Raw genomic sequence first — 15,092 nt, 5'->3', positions numbered from 1 at the left:
ACCGCATGATCGTCACGCGGGCCGGCATCGCCGTGTCCTTCGCGCTCTCCGTCATCAGCCCGGGACGCAAGCGGGAGATCCTCCAGGGCGCGTTCTCCTGGGCCGCCGTCGGACTCGACCGGCCGGGCGAGCGCAAGGACCAGGTCTGGCTCGACCTAGGAGCCGACCTGGACTGGGCCGAGACCGAACTCCGGAACCGGATCTACCACGTCAACCAGTCCCCTGTCTCCGGCCCCACCGCCTGAGCGACCAGGAGACGCCGGACCGGTCGGAGCAGGCGCAACGGGCCCGGACCCTGGCTCCGATGCATGAGGTGTCCGGCCGGGCGCCGTACGAGGCGGCCGAGGTGGACGTGCGCCCAACGTGGAAGGTCCAGCGGCTCGGTGCGCTCCCGCGCCGTCCGCGGCTGCTGATCGCCCACCAAGTGCGGCCCCGAACTCTCTGCTCCTGGCCCCAGGCCCTGTGGAACTGCCCCGCCGGTCCCCACCGAGCCGACCTTCTGTGCCTGCCCTTCCTGCTCCCCCGGTCGCCGGTCGTGGACGGCGCAGCGCTTTCAGGTCCATGACGCCGGGCCGGCGGCCCGGTGGTGCTGTGGGTGGGGCCGCCGTACCGGGGACCGCCGCCGACCACCGGTACCGGGGCGGAGCTTCGCCGGGGCGGTGGGCCCGGCCCGGCGGCCGTGGACGGTCGGGGCGTCCGTGACGCGGGGCGTGAGCGGCCGAATCGGGTGCGGCCGGTGACGGCGTTGCGGTACCGGTCGGGGCGAGTGTCATGGCGAGGGCCTGTGGGCGGTACGGCGCGTCGCTCTACCCCTTCGGACAGGGCACCATAGCGGGCGCGGAACAGCTCGCGCCGGTCCTCGACGACGGCGCCCCCCACACCTGCCCCGAACCGGCCCGTGCCTGCCCCGTCATCCCTGAGGACTCCGAGACCGAACCCACCACCGGCCCGAGTGGCCCGTACCCGGCTGGCGGCTCCCGGGCGGTCGCGCCGACGGCTGGACGCGGACGAGCTGTTCACCGACCTGGAGAAACGGCTGGAGGCGCTGGACCGCATGTCGGCGCCACCCGTCAGCCGGGACATGGCCGTCGCCCAGCTGAAGAAGGCGCTGCCCGACCCGCTGCGACGGATCGACCTGTTCGACCTGGTCCAGCGGCACACTCTGCAGGTCGTCGATGCAGCGGCCGAGCACCCAGTGCTCGGTGACAACGACGCGTTCGGGCAGGCTGTCGAGGGCTACAGGACCGATACGGACACGCTGCTGCACCTCCTGGCGGCCGGCGTCTTCCACGACGACGGCACTCACGACGCGCTGTGGCTCGCCACGACCCGCGGTACTCCTCCCGGGCGCTACCAGGAGCACTTCGAGAAGCTGCGGCACTACCCCGCCCTGCTCGCCACCTGGACGATGGGCATCGCCGCCGTCCTCGCCCACCGCGAGGAGTTCATCGCCGACCTGCTGACAAAGCCGGTCTGGACACCGCCGACCGACGGCCGCCGTCGTGAGGAGCCGAGCTGGTACCTCAACCCCTGGAACGTCCTGTACGGCGACAGCATCCACATCGTCAGCCACACAGAGGACGGCGGGAGGTTCATCTATCCCCACAGCAGGCTGCTCAACGCGGCCGTCCGCGAGCCCCTGCTCGCGATCGAACCCGACGACCGCGCGTTCGAGGCCGCGAGCGTCCGCTTCCAGTTCCTCGCCTCACTCGTCGGCATGGACACCGCCACCGACTGGCGCCGCGGCCCTTGCCCGGAGAGTTCCTCCTCGACCACTGGTGGGGCTACGACCGCAACGGCCTGGCCGCCGAGATCCAGCAGGAGATCACCACCGACTGGTCCCTCCTGCGAGCAGGCGCCTTCGCCAGCGACATCGAACGAGCCAACGCGGCCCTCGCCGCACTCACCGAATGGCGGGCCAAGCGTCCGCAGCGGTGAACGATCGCAGCGCGAGTACCAGGGAGCGGTCGGCGGCGAACAGCGAAACAGTGGGCCACGCCCGGGCAGGTCAGCCCTTCTGGCACGTGCGACGCATGTCCGTCTTTGACCCGACGGGGTGGCCGGCGGCGATGCCGGGTTTTCCACCCTCGATCCAGCGGGCCCGGCGACATCCGGGAAGCCCGCCGCCCGGCTCGAGGAAGTCCACCTCATCTCCGCCACCCGGCTGGACATGAATGAGGTTATGTCAGGCTGCGGCGCTCCGGGAAGCCCGGGCGCGGGCGAGCTCCTCGCGCAGCACGCGGTTCTTGCGGATCAGGTCCGCGATCAGGCGCTTGTCCCGGGCAGTGGATTTCTCGGCGTTCACTCGCAGGTCCGGCAGCTGCTCGAGAAGGTCGGGATCTGCGCCGGCACACTGAAGGGCGTCGATGAGGCCCTCCAGGTTCCAGAGCGTGGGGAGACGGAATCCGCGGAGGTATCGCGAGAGGGTCCCCGGGCTGCAGTTGCTCAGGGAGGCGAGTTGGCGCTGAGAGAGTTCGGTGCCGGCCATGGCCTGCTGCAACGTCTTGACGAAGGCAGCCCGTTCCGCCGGGATGCCGTCCACCATCGGCCAACTCCGTTTATCCCTCTCGTCGAACGGCGCATCGGCGGCTGCCACGGGCACGGCGACGCCGGGCGCACCGGGGCCGCCGTCGTCCTGTGGACGAGGTGGGCGCCGGGCTTCCTCCTGAGCCCGCAAGCGGTGGTACGTGGCGAGCCAAGCCTTCACCTCGTTGGAGTCCGGTGCGGAGTTGGGCAGGCACGCGGCGACGAATGAGCGGACGGCATATGCAGTGGGAAGCACGATGCGGGCGGGGCTGGCGGCCTCGCACAGGGTGGACGGTGCTACCTGGACACGGCGCGCCATAGCGTGGAAGGAGGGGCTACCCGCCCAGATCCTGAGCTCGCGCAGAGCCTGCAGGAAGCCCGGAACGGTGCGAACGCCGTGTGAGGTACGCGGCTGGTTGAGGACCCGGTAACGGTTGGCGGGTTCGTCCTGGTGCCGGGCGATCAGCCACTGCTCGCGCCAGTGGTCGTGATCGCCACCGCAGGCGACGGCGTAGGCGAGGGTGACGTCCAGACTCGGCAGCCGCTGGCCGGAGGTGGCCTGGGACAGCACGGTCGGACCGTAGCCGGCCTGGCGTGCGATCGCCCGCAGAGTAGGGTTCCCGGCAGTCCGGCGCAGGGTGCGCAACTGCTCGGCGAAGACCCGGTACGGGGCGTCCAGGGGGATGGGGTTCTCGGGGCGGGGCACGCGCTTCTCCTGTCCTGCGAGCGGGGGCGCCGCGTGCTGGGGCGCCCCCGCTGGGCCGGGGTCAGGGGTCAGCTGGTGCGAGCCAGGTCGCGGGCGGCGGCGCCGATCGCGACGACGGCGGCGGTCGCGGAGGCGATGTCGTGGCCGCAGGCGAGGATCACGATGACGATTACGGCGAGCGGCAGGACAGCCGGCACGGCCAGGTGCCGGCCCGAGGGCAGCGCGATGTCCAGGCAGGAGGGTGCAGTGGTGGTGGGGAGGGTGTTCACGGTGGTCACGTTCCTTTGATCCGGGCTTGTGATGCGTTGCGGCCCGGGATTGCCGCCCGGGCCGTGACATCAACTCTGGCATGGCATGACGACTCGTCAGGACCATTTCAGGGGTGTCGTTTTCCCGGATCGTTCGGCTCCAGCGGCCGGTGCACTGCGCGTCCGTGCTGGGCACAGCGTGGTGGGAGTGTTGCCGGTAAGCAAACAACAGGCACAGTAGTGCAGGTCGTCGCTGGGATTGTTCGCCTGACGTACGGATCCGTACGAACTGGCTGTTGCGGGAGGGAAAACTCGGAAACAAGGAGTACCAATGGATCCTCGACAGCCCGCGGCCCGGCCGCCGGCGTCAGTTGTGACGCGTTCCCTTTGATCCGGGCGCCCGTCCACCCCCATGGGGGTCCTTCCGAATTGCCGCGGAAGCCCCAGAGACCATCGGCGGCACCCGCGTGCGGATGCCGCCGATCGGCATACCCCGGCCGATCGGCCAGGTCGTCACAAGAGCGCGGCGCGGGTACCCCAGCCCGCGCACCGACCCCGCCCAGCGGCTCCCCGTACTCACCCTGTACGAAGGCGGACTCCGGTGACGCCGGGACAGTCGGGCTTCGTTCCGGGCGGAGGCCGACGGGCTCCACCCGCCGCACGACCGGGTCCGCCGGCCCGTCAGATCCTTCCCACCCGTTGGGCCGTCGGCCCCGCAGGAAAATCTTCGGCACGACCTGGGCCGGGAAAGCCGTTTTCTGATCGGTCGGCCGCAAGATTTCCTGTTCCCCGGGGACAGGGGCAGTGTCGGCCATACCCGGAAGCCACACTCCCACAGCACCGGCACCGGCACCGGCCCCTGTGACCACAGTGCGTCAGGCGTCCCGACCGGCCCGGCCTGCCCGGCGGGCGAGATGGAGGTGACGTCCGGTCACGGCGGGAAGCCGGCGACCCGGACCGCGTCCGGGGTGGCACGGGGGGAATCCGGGGCCAAGGCCGCCGTCGGCCGGACAACCACGATCGCCGAGGCGGCGAACTGACTGACTGGCAGGCACGGCGCAGCATCCGGGCCTGCACGGTGTCCGTGTTCAGTAGGCGACGTCGATCGCTTCGATACCGGTGAACTCGACCTCGAGGCCTGCGGCGCGTCCGCCCTGCCTGAAGTAGACCTCCTGGAAGCCCTCCGCCATGATCTCGCGCAGCTTGTCCTCGTCCTCCCCCTTGTCCTGGGCGGCGAAGAGGCGCTCCGCGTAAGCGGGGGGAAGACGGACCGTCAGCGGACGCAGGCGGGCCGAGTCGCTGGTGCCGGCCGGGGCGGTGAAGCCGAAGTAGGCCCGCACCTCCACCGTGATGCCGCCGGTGCCGGCAGCCCGCCGGCGGGCCTTGCGGCGGACGCCGGGCTGCCACACCTTGTGCAGTTCGCGTTCCAGGGCCTCGTGGAGCGCGGCGCGGGGGTGTTTGCGCTGGCCCTTGAGGTAGCGCTCGACGGTGCGTCGGCTCACGCCCAGGCGCGCGGCCGCGACGGCCGTGTCGCCCTTGACGGCCTTGACCAGGGCCCGCATCCGGGCCTGGGCGGATTTCGGCAGCGGCCGGGTGAAGTGCTTGGGCGCGGCCCGGTCGAGGGCGTCGCCGATCTCCTCCATGGCGTTCTACTTCCCCTCGACGGCGGTGGAGTCGTGGCCCTTGATGTGGCGGGCCGGGTTGATCGACTGCTCGCCCTCCAGCCAGTCCACGACGGTCAGCATGCTCTGGACGCCCTCGACCTTCGACAGGCCCGGGGTGGCGCCGAGGCGGAAGGTGCCGGGGAGCACGCCCTTGCCCGAGCCGGTGAGCGGCAGGAAGTCCAGCGGGCCGGGGCCGGGGCTGGCGTAGACGACGCAGTCGTTGTTGACGCCGAGCGGGTAGCGGCCGTTCGCGCGGGCGACGTTGGCCATCTTGCGGTGCATGTTCACGCGGGCCTTGGCGATGACGGCGGCCCGGATGTCGGGGCGCCACGTCGGGCGTTCCAGTGCCGACCAGGCCTCGCCGGGCCGGTAGTCCAGGCCCTGCGGGCGCTCGCGGAGCTTGCCGATGCCGAACTTCACCGTCGACTTCACGGCAGAGAGGACCATGGCGATCTGGTGGTGGCGCCAGGCGGCTGCGGCGAGCCGGTCGTCCTCCAGGGCGGCCAGGTGCCCCAGGCCTTCGGCGGCCAGGGCCCGGCGCAGGGCGTCGAGGTCCTCGCCCGCGTCCTTGAGGAGGCGGTGGGCGGTCATCGCGGCGAGGAAGGCGCGCTCGTCGGTGTCCTTGTCGACCGGGATGCCGGCCTCGGCCATGGTGGTGACGTAGGCCTCGCGCAGGCGGTCGTGCCACGGGTCGAGGTAGGCGCCGGACTGCTCGCGCAGGTAGGCCTCGACGGGGGCGACGTCGTGGCCGAGCTCGAGGGCGTAGGCGACGGTGGGCGTGGCGTACCAGGCCGGGCCCGTCGGGGGCCGGCCGGTGGGGGTGAACGGGGAGGGCAGGCGCGGGTCGGTGGGGATGTGGGACAGGTCGACCAGCCAGGAGCCGGGGACCTTCCTGTCGAAGGCGGGCCGGTGGACGTGGACCGGGCCCGAGAGTCCGACCGCCAGGCGGCTCGCGGCCGCGAGGTAGGCGGTGTTGATGTCGATGCCCACCGCGAACGGCTCCAGCATCTCCGCCTCCGAGAGGGTCTCGACCGGGCGGATCCACTGGTAGGACTCCTCGTCCAGGAACCCCCCGTCCCAGCCCTGCGCCGCCGGATGCTCGGCCGGGACCTCCGGCGGCGCCGCCCGGACCACCTCGGTCAGCGCGCCCGGGTTGGGCCCGGACACCCACCCTCCCGTGGCCTCGTCGCGCACCGCGCGCGTCGGCGGGCGCAGCGCGGTCATGAGTTCCAGGCCGCAGGTGGCGGTGGAGCCGCGGGGGGTGATGACGCGTTGGGCGTAGATGCCGAGGACGCGGGCCAGGTCCGGGGCGGGGAGCCGGTCGGCGTCGCCCCAGGCGCGGGTGTCCAGGGCGCGCCAGGGCAGGACGGCGAGTTGCACGCACTGGCGGCGCCCGTCCTTGACCGGCCTGTAGATGCGGGCCCAGGGGCCGAAGCCCCGGCGGGTGAGCTGCCACTTGGAGCGGGCGAGGGCCTTGACGACCTTGTGGTCCTCGGGCAGGCGCTGGGTGCGGCGGGTGGCCGGGTCGTCGTCCAGGGTGGCCGGCAGCCCGAAGCGGGCGGCGGCCTCCGCGGTGAGGACGATCAGCGGGTCGCCGTCCTTGCCGTTGCGGTGCAGCCGGGCGGTGCCCAGGCCGGACTCGGTCAGCGCCCAGAGGGCCAGTTGTGGAAGCGTGGTGGCCGGGCACGGGAGGACGAGGCCGCCGACGCCGTATGCGGTGCCGTCGCCGTCGAGGACGGCGAGCGGGCCGTTGGGGAACTGGCCGTCGAAGTACGGGGCCGCCGGGCGTGCCGGGCGGCGAAGCGGCTCGTCGCCGGGATCTGTGGTGGGGCGCCGGGGCGGCGCAGCGGACACGGGCACAGGTGCGGGCGCGGTGGTCCCGGCGGCTTCCCTGGCCGGGTCGGCGGCAGGCGCGGGTGCGGTCGGGGCGGGCTGCACGGGGAGCGGGGCAGGGACGGGCGGCGGCGGGGTGAAGGCCGTGGGGACCTCGTCGACGGTGGAGGCGGCCGGGGCGGTGGCCCCGGAGGGGTACTTCGCCGCCCAGCCCTCGAGCAGCCTGACGTATGCCTCCAGGCGCGGCGGCCTCGGGGCACTGCGGCCGTTCTCGTAGTTCTTGACCGTCTGCACCGTCGACTGCAGCGCCTTCGCCAGCTGGGCCTGGGTCACCCCGGCCGCCTCCCGCAGGCGCACCCGCTCGGCCGGGTCCGGCAGTCGTGGGCCGGGCTCCACCCCCGCCAGCAGTGCGTCCACTGCTGCGAACAGTTCGTCCTGCGTGGGCATGGTGCTCACCTCCGGAGCCCAATCTAACACGCAGTTAGCCACATTTCTTATCTGCCCCGATGAACCCTCGACTTTAACCATTCCGGAGTGCTGTTCCCGGGCGGACGGCCCTCTGCCCGTGCTTCCAGGAGGCTGCGGAGTCGGGCCGGCCGCCGGGGTACGCGCCCGGGCGCACCGGCCCCGGCCCGCCGACCCGCGCGCCTCGAGGAGGACTTCGTCTGCACGTCGCCGGCCGACGGGCAGCGGTACGAGGAGCGGACGGCGCCGTACCCCCGGCTGACGCCTCGGCTCCTCCCCCACGAGCGCTCCGCCGCTGCCCGGCCGGGGGCTGCGGCAGGGCCACCGGTCCTGCGGACAGCCCGGGCGTGAAGCCGAACAGGGGACGGGCAGGCACCCGACCCGCCTCCCCGTTGCCGGTCGAAGGCGCGTTCGCGGCACGGCACCGGTCGGGGACGACCGCCCGAGGTGCCGCGGACGGTCGTCCGCCGAAGTCCCAGGCCTCCTCGACCGCCGGCCCCTGCATGTCGAGCTTGATCAGACACGAGGCGATGACCCCCTCGTTGCGGCCGGACTCCTGCGACAGCTCGGCGAGCGACATCCCCGTCGACCGGCGCACCGGGACGGCGGGCGAGCGCAAGCGCCGGATGGCGCGGCTTCACATACCGCAGCTCCGGAGGCCGGGACGGTCAATGAACTATGAGCAACCGTCCGTACAGCCATACGTTCGACAACAGGTTTCGGCCGAACCGGGGCGGCCTGCAGTGAGCACCGCAGCTCTGTGTGCTGCCGGTTACCCTCCCCCGCGGTCTGCCCGGGGTCCCGGCCGTCGCGATCGAGACAACCGGCGCCCCGGCACCGCCGCGAGTTGTCGGTCCGGGTTCCTATGCTGCCGCAGGTTGGGGAACCCGCTCAGTAACGCACTGATGCCCGACCGCATGACCGGATGGGAGGTGCGGGATGCCGACGTGTACCCGTCGGGCCAGGACGACCCGGCGCTTGTGCCGCCGGGAGGCTGCCGAGTGGCCGCGCTACGACGATCTCCCCGCCCCCGTGGTCGCGTGCGCCAGCCATCTCACGCCGGCGGAGTGGGCCGCCTGCCAGGAGGCCCGTGCCCGGGCGGGCGCCGAGTCCGCGGCCCGATGGGCGGCGCAGGCGGCCGCGCGCGACGAGCAGGGCCAGCAAGCGCATCCGGCCCCGGCCGTGGCGCGCCGCATCGCCCGGCCGTGCACCGGCGGGTGCATCTCCCAGGAACGCGCCTGGGGCCGCGACGCGGACAGCGCCTCCAGCCTGTGCGCCGCCTGCGACGGCTACGTGTGCCTCATGTGCGGCCAGGTCGAGGTCGACGGAATCCTCGACATCTGCGGCGAGTGCGAGGAACCGGAGTCATGGGACGACGAGGAGCCGGACACGCTCCGGAACGATGAAATCGACACCGGGCCCGAGCCGCGCATGCGGCTCAACGCGATGGTGAACCAGCTCGTCACGGCCACGGGCACCACACACCGCGATGTCAACGCCCGCATCAACCGGATCGTCGGGGTGCACACCCGCGCAGGGGCCGACGAGCAGGTGATCCGCCGCGCAGCCCGGGTAGCCCGCGACTGGCTCGACCGACTCCCCCCAAGCCCGCAGACGAACACCGCCGCCCCACCCGACGTACCCGATCCCGGCACAGGGACGGTGCACCCGGCGCCCACGGAGCGCACTGCACGGGACGAAGGCGCTGTGCCCGCAGGCGGCCGGGTACCGCCGTCAGCACCCGCGGACACCGTCGACGGTGCTGCGGAGGAGCACACGGAGATGACCGTGACCGTCCGACTGGCCGACCGGACTGCCGGGCTCCTGCGCCGCAGGGCCGAGATCCAGCAGCGGCCCATCGAGGAGATCGTGGCCGAGTGCATCAGCAACGAGATGCGCCGGGACGTACACGAGGCGCTGTACAACGTCAGTGACACGTACGCGGCCACCATCGACGCTCTCGCCGAACACCTCGCACTCGTCGTCCGCGAACCGTGCGCCCCGCCACCGGCACCGCCGCACGTGTGACCGCCCGGGCAACCGCCGAACACAGTACGTCTCCCGGCCCGAGGAACGGCATCGACGCACACCTGGACGGCTCACCGGGATGCGGGCCGGGCCCGCCGCTGAGCGCGGCACACACCCCGGTGCCTGCGTCGACACACCGGACATCGTCTGTCGCGTCCGGGACACCTCCGCCGGCCGAGATCACCAGGTACGACCTGGACCACGTCCCGCCGTAGCCGTTGGTGTGCCCGGGGCGGGGCTCCGAGCGCCACCTCTACGAGGCCGCCGCACGCCCCGTCGCTTCCTCGCCCCGACGTCCGGGTCAGTCCCGCGCCCCCTCCATCTCCCGGTCGTCGTAGATCACCCGGCACCAGCGGTCGAGCGCGCGGACCTGCTCGTCGATCTCGGCGCGGCCTGCCTCGTCCAGCTGCTCCAGTCTCCAGGTCCACCAGCGGAACAGGCGTGCGCAGGCCGCCTCGAACACCGGCAGTGACCACTCGCCCCACCCGTGGACGTCGCCGACGGTGCCCGCCATGGAGCGCAGGGAACCGATGGTGCGCAGCATGGCGTCCTTGGTGGTGAGGTCGAAGCGTTGTACCCAGGTGGCGAGTTGTGGGTCGGGTGGGTTGATGTGGGTGCCGTTCTTTCCTCAGCGGTCGAGGATCTCGGTGCGGGTGTACAGCCGGGTGGTGTCGGCCGGTCGGGTGGTGGTGTCGTGGATCAGGGCCTGCCCGCACAGCAGTTGTCCGGGGTGGTGCGGGTCGGGTTCCTGCCAGGAGAGCATGACGGGCCGTGCCTTGGTGGCCGGCGGTGCGCAGGCCTTCGCCGTTGCCGGGGTGGCCGTGGGTGCCGGGTTGCTGCGGGCGGTGTCGGGCTGCGTGCTGGGGACTTGGGGCCGGCGGTGCCGGTCTCCCCGCAGCAGGTGTGCGGTGCGCTCGCGCAGTTCGGGCAAGGTCCTTTCCGCGCCCAGGAGCGCGAGGAACTCCTGGGTGTCCCAGAGGATCGTGGCGCCGGGGCGGGCGGTGTACCAGCCGAGGTGGGTGATGCGGTGGGCGTCGTGGTAGTCGAGGAGCGCGTACCCGCACAGTTGGTAGATGTCGGTGAGGGGGAGCTTGCCGGGGTGGATCGTGGTCTTGACGTCGATCAGCCGGCCGCCGGCGATCCAGTCGCCGTCCGCTCCCCCGACGTCCGCGCTGCCCTCGAACGTCGGGGCGAGGACGACCTGCTGCGGTGCGGCGTGCGCCCTCAGTGCGGCCAGGCCGCGGTCGGCTGCGGCGGCGACCTGCACGACATCGCGGACCTCGTCCTCGCTCGCCAGGTGGAGGAGGTCCTCGAGGTCGAACCCGGGGTGCGCGGACCTCACCAAAGTACTGACCGAGGGGTCCGGGCAGCGGAACGCCTCTTCGGCGATCGCCGCCGCCAGGAACAACCGTGCCAGGCGTTCCTCGACGGCCGGAGCGCGCACCAGCGGGAGCGTGCGGTCGTCCAACCGGTGCTGCAGCGCGGCGTGTTGCAGTTCCTCGAGGAGCTGCGAGACGGCCGCGACCACGGCCCGGGCCGCGGCGGGGTCCGTTCCCAGGACATCGGCGGCCACCTCGGCGCCGCGCTCCACCGCGCGCCCGCGCGGCACGTGTGCCCGCATCGCGCACCGCAGCCGGTGGTCGACCGCCGTGCCCACCAGCGGGCGGCGCAGGACGGTGCCCGGTGCAACTGCCCCGGGGGCGTGCGGCGGGAGCGCGGCGCGAAAGGCCGCGCGCAGACGCCGCACGTCCGGCAGCTCCTGCGCCAGGAAGCGCCTCAACGGCGACTGCGGTGCGTCCAGCATCGACGTCAGCGTCACAGGCGCACCGTAGCCGCCCGCACCGACAACCCAACTCCCCTGCTGGGCAGGCTTGCAGGACCTGCGCGGCCAGTGGCCGCCCGGCCCGGCGTGCGCACCTCGGGGGGCGCGGTGGGTCGGTGGTGATACGGGCGCAGTCCCCGCTCGAGGCCCGCACGGAACTGCTCGACCCCGCCGCCTTCTACCGGTGCCTGCCGCTGCCGGCCGGCGAGCAGCCGGACACGCCGCAAGCCGCTCTCCCTCGGCCCGCACAGGCTTGGCCGCGCCTGCCGATGGCGGACTTCCCCCTCTTCCTCGCCACCTGCCGCCGTACCCTGCCCACCGCCGCCCTACGGCGCGTCACCGACCTCTACCGGAGCGAGATGCACGCCGCCTCCCGCTTGGCCGACACCACCGCCCACACCCTCACCACCTATCTGCACCGAGCACACCGCCCACGCCCTGCGGACGTCGGCCGACACCGAATCCGGCGCCGCCACCGCCCTGGCCCTGTACTTCGGCACCGGCCCGACCGGCTTCGACATGATCCGGTGCCACGACATCGCACCCGACGGATCCCTCTTCCATCTGCCGCACCTGCCCGCCGAGGAACACGAGTACCTCCGCCCGCACTGGAGCAAGCAGCGCGACCGTGAGGAATTCACCGGTCCCGGCGAGAGCGACCCCCTGCGCACCCCGGATCCCGTGGTCATGCCCGCACACGCCCGCGCCTTCCTCGCCGCCCACCACTTCTACCGCCGTACCCAGGGCGCCCGCCCCCGTGACCCCTACTTCATCCACCCCCACGAACCCGGCGTCCTCAGCCCCGTCCCGCGCCTACGCGAAGCGATCATCCGCACCTGCCACCGGCTCCACCTCGACATCTCCTGGCTCCACCGCTCCCACTGCCGGCACGGCGACCAACTCGGCCAGGGAAACGGCGACTGGCTGGCCCAGCGGGGCCTGAGCGTCCACCACCTCGACCCGCCCACCACGGAGCGCCAGTGACACCACCGCAACGCCGCGGCCCCAAACGCCACCGGTACAAGAGCCTCTCGGTGCGACGTGCCGACGCACTCCAAGAACGCCTGCACGCCGCCGGGATGACCGTGTGGCAGCTCGCCGACCTCCTCGGCGTCCACGAACACCAGATCGACCTCGACGAACTCCCCGACCTGCCCGTACGAGTCCTGCACGAGATCGCGCGCCGCCTCGACCTCCACCCCGCCGACATCCTGCGCGAGTCCGACGACCTCTACGCGCTCCCCCGCGCCCACCCGCCCGGCAAAAAGCCACCGGTCAAGAAGCCCCCCGGTATCGCCCACGACGCCCTACGCCTCGTCAACGCCCTCGCCCTGGCCGACCGGCTCATGCTCCCCGAAGAGCTCGCCCACGCTCTTACCTGGCCCGTCAAACGGGTCGACGACGCCACCGCCCATGCCCTCGCACACCCCGCTATCGGCGGCGCCGTCGCCCTACGCGGCGAACCGGGCGGCTACCTCAGCACCTCACCCCGCCTCGACCTCCTCATCACCAGCCAGCAGACCCAGCTCATCGCACCCCACGACGACGACACCCACCAACCCGGCCTGGCCCGCATCACCACATAGGACACGGTCTAAGCCGACCGGATCTGGTGGGCGCGCAGGCGGGGCGGGGAGAACGGCAAGATCGGCGCTTCGGGCGGCCTGCGGCGGGCAATCACCGCCTACCGGGCAGCGCGCCGCCTGCCACCGATGGCCCACCACACCGACGATGTGCCGGGCACGGTCGCGGAGGTCCTCGCCGTCCCGCACGCCGACCCGGAGGCGGTCGGACGTCGGGACCCGCATCGCCGCCGCGTTGGTAGTGGCCTGCTGGCGAGTTCCCGACCTGCCCACCGAACGGCTGGTCCTCGTCGGCACCGGCCCGATCGAGGCCACCGACGACGACCTGGCAGCAATCGCCGAAGCCGCCCACGTCACCGCCGGGTGGCTCCGGCAGGGAGCCCCGGCCGACGCTCCCCCGTGGTGGCCGGCCCCTTGACCGCCCGCCCCCGCCGTCGGCAAGCGGTCGATCGGCAAAGCCGTGGGCGAGCGCCAGGCCCGCCAGGTGACGGCATCGGCGAGGTTCGCGGACAGCAGCACAATGCCGTCGGCGGCGTCGGCGACCGGGCGGTCGACGATGCTCACCCCGGCAACCGGGCCCCGGGGGGCGAGCGCAAATGCCGGGGGTTCACCCGGCCTTCGCGCCTCTGCGGTCATGCCCGGTACGGCATGGCCGAGGGGGCCGCCTCGTCGGCACCGGGCGGCAGCGTCGGCAGCGGCCAGGAGGAATCCGGCTCCCAACTGGGCCACCCGGCGGCGAACGGCCCGGTGCGGTCGTCCAGCATGCCGATCGCCCGGCCGCGGGCCCGGTCGATCTGGCCGGCCGTGTAGTCGTCGACCACCCCGAGACGACACAGCTGGGCGTACTCGTCCTGGTCCTTCCAGTGGTGTCCGGACAGGTCGGGAGTGATGACCAGGTCGAGGGCGAGGTCCATGGTGTCGATGCCGAGGCCGCGTCGCTCGTAGGGGCGCTCGAAGTTGACGTACCAGCGCAGCGGTTCCTTCGTGGTCGCGTCCTGGAAGCAGTGGACGGAGAACCACTCGCCGGCCAGGAAGTGGCTCAGCAGCTCGGTGCCGTGCCAGCAGTAGGGGCCGAGGGTCCAGGTGCCGGCCGCGAGGTCGGCGAGGCCTTGCTTGCGGGCGGTATCGTCGCCGGTCGCGAGCGAGGCGATCCAGGTCGTCGGGGCCAGGCTCTCGATCCCCGGCCAGTAGGCCAGCCTCAGCACGTGGCCGGTGTCGGCGACCACCCGCTGGGGCATCGCGGTCCACACCCGGTCGGCGTGGACGTCGCGGCGCACCACCGTGGTGCCGGGTTGGAAGAGCAGGTCGGTGTCGGTCACGGCGGCATTGTTCCCAACCATGAGGCCGGGGAGTCCGCTCGAAAGAGTGACACAGCAGGCTTCCGGGGCGGCTGTCGCGTGGAGCTGGCGACTGGCTCCTCCGCGGACCTGCCGGTCGGTGTTCATTGCCGATTGCAGGAGGCGCCGGTCATCGCCGGGAGCCGTATCGGGCCGCTGTCGGCGGTGCCGGGCAAGACGGGGATGCAGGCAGGGGATCGTCGAGAACGGGCCCGAGGGCGCCCGCCGCGTCGAGCGGGCGCCCTCGGTTCGGTTCCTGGCGTCGTCAGGAGGTGGGACCGGGTTCCGGTCGGTGAATCGCCTCAGGATTCCCGACGGTCAGGACCATGTCCTGACCGTCCCGCCATACTCTTAGTGAGTCCCCCGCCCTGCTTCCGACTTCGGCCGAGGCACCCGCTCCCTCTATTCTCACCGCCATGGCCTTTTCGGAGCATCCGACGGCCACGAACGTGAACGGCGGAATTTGCGTGGACGCCTGGGTGTATTTTCCGGCGAGAACGTTGCCGGGAAATCCTTGGTGAGCATCCGAGTGGACGCTGCCGGAAGGACGCTGCGATCCGGCAGAGCCGCGAACCGTGGGCGTCTCCCCGGTGGGTGGGGCCGTCAGGAACGAGACCTCGCAGGTGTCGTTCCTGACCGCGAGGACCACGTCGACCCCCTGCACTTCCGCGATGCCCAGGATCTTGGCGGTGCCCTTGGCGGGAGGTGCGTCGACACTGCCCTGGAGGGGCAGGCCCGCCGGAACGGCGGCCAGCCCCTCCAGGGCCCATGAGGCGTCTGCTCCGGGGGATGTCTCCCCGTCACCGGTACATGCCGTTGCCAGGACCGCGGCGGCCAGGAGAACCGCCGCGCCCGCGAACCGGAAAGGGCGCCTCATATG

The 15,092-nt window shown here is 72.5% G+C and carries 11 protein-coding genes and 2 pseudogenes; 5 read left to right on the top strand and 8 right to left on the bottom strand.

Annotated features, from left to right (window positions below; translation table 11 throughout):
- Positions 1-245: pseudogene (locus tag VR45_RS21230) on the top strand (hypothetical protein); the annotation flags it as partial.
- A gap of 707 nt (positions 246-952) precedes the next feature.
- Positions 953-2,047, top strand: coding sequence for a hypothetical protein (locus VR45_RS21225; RefSeq protein WP_045941379.1), 1,095 nt, complete (start codon positions 953-955; stop codon positions 2,045-2,047).
- A 138-nt stretch (positions 2,048-2,185) separates the two neighbouring features.
- Here the strand turns inward: VR45_RS21225 and VR45_RS42515 are convergent, their stop codons facing one another.
- The 4 genes from VR45_RS42515 to VR45_RS21205 form a co-directional block, all read right to left on the bottom strand.
- Positions 2,186-3,232, bottom strand: a complete 1,047-nt coding sequence (locus tag VR45_RS42515) for a helix-turn-helix transcriptional regulator (RefSeq protein ID WP_052709247.1) — start codon at positions 3,230-3,232, stop codon at positions 2,186-2,188.
- A 68-nt stretch (positions 3,233-3,300) separates the two neighbouring features.
- On the bottom strand, positions 3,301-3,510 hold the full coding sequence (locus VR45_RS48820; RefSeq protein ID WP_045941378.1) for a hypothetical protein: 210 nt from the start codon (positions 3,508-3,510) through the stop codon (positions 3,301-3,303).
- 1,058 nt (positions 3,511-4,568) lie between these two features.
- Positions 4,569-5,123: a hypothetical protein gene (locus VR45_RS21210; RefSeq protein ID WP_045941377.1), complete on the bottom strand. Its 555-nt coding sequence runs from the start codon at positions 5,121-5,123 to the stop codon at positions 4,569-4,571.
- 6 nt (positions 5,124-5,129) lie between these two features.
- Entirely contained in the window at positions 5,130-7,424 is a 2,295-nt protein-coding gene (locus VR45_RS21205; RefSeq protein ID WP_045941376.1) for a helix-turn-helix domain-containing protein, read from the bottom strand.
- Between the two features lie 1,050 nt (positions 7,425-8,474).
- Here VR45_RS21205 and VR45_RS42510 point away from each other — a divergent pair.
- Positions 8,475-9,470 carry a hypothetical protein gene (locus VR45_RS42510; RefSeq protein ID WP_159394290.1) on the top strand — a complete coding sequence of 332 codons (996 nt, stop codon included), beginning with the start codon at positions 8,475-8,477 and terminating at the stop codon, positions 9,468-9,470.
- 301 nt (positions 9,471-9,771) lie between these two features.
- Here the strand turns inward: VR45_RS42510 and VR45_RS21195 are convergent, their stop codons facing one another.
- Entirely contained in the window at positions 9,772-10,014 is a 243-nt protein-coding gene (locus tag VR45_RS21195; RefSeq protein ID WP_045941375.1) for a hypothetical protein, read from the bottom strand.
- A gap of 84 nt (positions 10,015-10,098) precedes the next feature.
- On the bottom strand, positions 10,099-11,289 hold the full coding sequence (locus VR45_RS21190) for a hypothetical protein (protein ID WP_045941374.1): 1,191 nt from the start codon (positions 11,287-11,289) through the stop codon (positions 10,099-10,101).
- Positions 11,290-11,811: 522 nt separating this feature from the next.
- On the opposite strand from VR45_RS21190, the gene VR45_RS21185 reads away from it, so the two are divergent.
- Entirely contained in the window at positions 11,812-12,276 is a 465-nt protein-coding gene (locus VR45_RS21185) for a hypothetical protein (protein WP_045941373.1), read from the top strand.
- Between the two features lie 95 nt (positions 12,277-12,371).
- A complete protein-coding gene (locus VR45_RS21180) occupies positions 12,372-12,878 on the top strand; it encodes a hypothetical protein (protein WP_045941372.1) in 507 nt (168 codons plus the stop codon).
- Positions 12,879-13,507: 629 nt separating this feature from the next.
- Here the strand turns inward: VR45_RS21180 and VR45_RS21175 are convergent.
- Positions 13,508-14,194, bottom strand: coding sequence for a DUF402 domain-containing protein (locus VR45_RS21175; protein WP_159394289.1), 687 nt, complete (start codon positions 14,192-14,194; stop codon positions 13,508-13,510).
- A gap of 283 nt (positions 14,195-14,477) precedes the next feature.
- A pseudogene (locus tag VR45_RS48815) lies at positions 14,478-15,092 on the bottom strand (hypothetical protein); the annotation flags it as partial.

Origin of the sequence: Streptomyces sp. NRRL S-495 (genome assembly GCF_000966955.1) — a bacterium.
GTDB lineage: Bacteria > Actinomycetota > Actinomycetes > Streptomycetales > Streptomycetaceae > Kitasatospora > Kitasatospora purpeofusca.
This window is presented reverse-complemented; position numbering and strand designations above follow the sequence as displayed.

Bases quoted from the DNA above. Each gene is read 5' to 3' on its own strand.
- VR45_RS21210 (WP_045941377.1), bottom strand. From the start codon at position 5,123: ATGGAGGAGATCGGCGACGCCCTCGACCGGGCCGCGCCCAAGCACTTC.
- VR45_RS21205 (WP_045941376.1), bottom strand. From the start codon at position 7,424: ATGCCCACGCAGGACGAACTGTTCGCAGCAGTGGACGCACTGCTGGCG.
- VR45_RS21195 (WP_045941375.1), bottom strand. From the start codon at position 10,014: ATGCTGCGCACCATCGGTTCCCTGCGCTCCATGGCGGGCACCGTCGGC.
- VR45_RS21185 (WP_045941373.1), top strand. From the start codon at position 11,812: ATGATCCGGTGCCACGACATCGCACCCGACGGATCCCTCTTCCATCTG.
- VR45_RS21180 (WP_045941372.1), top strand. From the start codon at position 12,372: ATGACCGTGTGGCAGCTCGCCGACCTCCTCGGCGTCCACGAACACCAG.